This window comes from Kitasatospora sp. NPDC091257 (assembly GCF_044757675.1).
In the GTDB taxonomy this organism is placed as follows: domain Bacteria; phylum Actinomycetota; class Actinomycetes; order Streptomycetales; family Streptomycetaceae; genus Kitasatospora; species Kitasatospora lactacystinica.
The window spans coordinates 1-1,914 of record NZ_JBIVVI010001481.1; the positions used below are offsets into that span (position 1 = coordinate 1).

Sequence of the window (1,914 nt, forward strand, 5' to 3'; positions counted from 1 at the left end):
CCCCCGTACGAGCCACCGCCCGCGGCCCCCTACCGCGTCCGGTACCGCAGCCTGCTGCGCCGCGAGCCGCACCGGATCCGCGCTGCGCTGCTGATGGTCGCCGCCCCGGTGGTGGAGGCGGTGCTGCTGGTCTGGCTGCTGCTGCCGGAGCACTGGCCCGAACGGCTGGACGAGACGAACGCCCTGGTGCTGCTCGGCGACAAGGTGATGATCGGCATCATCGCCGTCGTCGAGGTGTTCCGGCTGGTCAACGTCGTCTCCAACACCCATGCCACGCTGGTCGCCCGTGACCCGGTCCCGGTGACGCCGGTGCCCGGCACCCGGGTCGCCTTCCTCACCACCTGCGTGCCGGACAAGGAGCCGCCGGAGATGGTCCGGGCCACGCTGACCGCGGCCCGCGCCGTACGGCACAACGGACCCTACGACGTCTGGTTGTTGGACGAGGGAAACGATCCTGCAATGCGGGAGCTCTGCGCCGAGCTGGGCGTGCGGCACTTCAGCCGCGCCGGCCGGCCGCAGTGGAACCGGCCGAAGGGCAGGTTCCGCGCCGGCACCAAGCACGGCAACTACAACGCCTGGCTCCAGGCCCACGGCGACGACTACGAGTTCTGGGTGTCCGTGGACACCGACCACGTTCCGCTGCCGGACTTCTGCGAGCGGATGCTCGGCTACTTCCGCGACCCCGACGTGGCATTCGTGGTCGGCCCCCAGGTGTACGGGAACTACCGCAGTTCGGGCTCGGCCGTCACCAAATTCTCCGAGAGCCAGCAGTACCTCTTCCACGCCCTCGTCCAACGCGCCGGAAACCGTTACGGCGCGCCCATGTTCGTGGGCACCAACAACGCCGTCAGAATCAGCGCGCTCCAGTCGATCGGCGGGTTGTACGACTCCATCACCGAGGACATGGCGACCGGTCTGGAGTTCCACCGCAGCCGAAACCCGGAGACCGGGGAACGCTGGAAGTCCGTGTACACCCCGGACGTGCTCGCGGTCGGCGAAGGACCGTCCTCCTGGACCGACTTCTTCTCCCAGCAACTGCGCTGGAGCCGCGGCACCTACGAGACCCTCTTCACCCAGTACTGGCGGGTGCTGTGGCAGCTGTCCCCCGGGCGGCTGCTCAACTACACGCTGATGGTGGGCTTCTACCCGATGGCGGCGCTCACCTGGCTGCTCGGCGGCCTGTCCAGCGTCCTCTACCTGGGCTTCGGCGCATCGGGCGTGCACGTCTCCTCGGAGATCTGGATGATGCTCTACAGCGACGCCGCCGCGCTCCAGCTCCTGCTCTACACCTGGAACCGCAAGCACAACGTGAGCCCGCACGAGCCGGCCGGCTCCTCCGGGGTCGCCGGGATGGTGATGTCGGCGCTCTGCGGCCCGGTCTACGCGGCCTCGCTGCTCCAGTCGCTGCTGCGAGTGCGCAGCCGCTTCGTGGTGACGCCCAAGGGCCGCTCGGCCAGCGCCGACCGGCTCGGCACCTTCCGCTTCCACCTGTTCTGGACGCTGGTGTTCGGCGGCGCGATCATCGCCTCCTACGTCACCGGCTACGACCACGCCGCGATGCGCGCCTGGGCCTGGATCGCCCTGGTGCTCACCCTCCTGCCGGTCCTGATCACCGCCGGCGACGCCGTCCGCCGCCGCCGGACCCGCCCCACCGCCAACCTCACCGTCACCGGCGGCCCGACGGCCACCCCGACGGTCCTCCTGGAGAAGCGCCGCCCGCGCCACGCCCGCGACCCCCGGACCTCGCCGCCCGCACGCACGGCACCGGACTCGTCGCCCACCCGGCCTGCACCCGACCGCCCCGCACCCGACCACGCCGGCAGCGGCACGTCCCCCCACTGACAGCACCCACGGACGCCCGCCCACCGAACAGAGCCCACCCCGAGCAGCCCCGGCCCCCAGCCCAGCCCCGCC

The 1,914-nt window shown here is 71.2% G+C and carries 1 protein-coding gene; it reads left to right on the forward strand.

Features of this window, described 5'->3' with window-relative positions:
* A partial coding sequence (locus ACIQOV_RS39545) for a glycosyltransferase family 2 protein (RefSeq protein WP_401055739.1) occupies nt 1–1,842 on the forward strand: 1,842 nt, incomplete at its 5' end.
* Nucleotides 1,843–1,914: the final 72 nt, after the last annotated feature.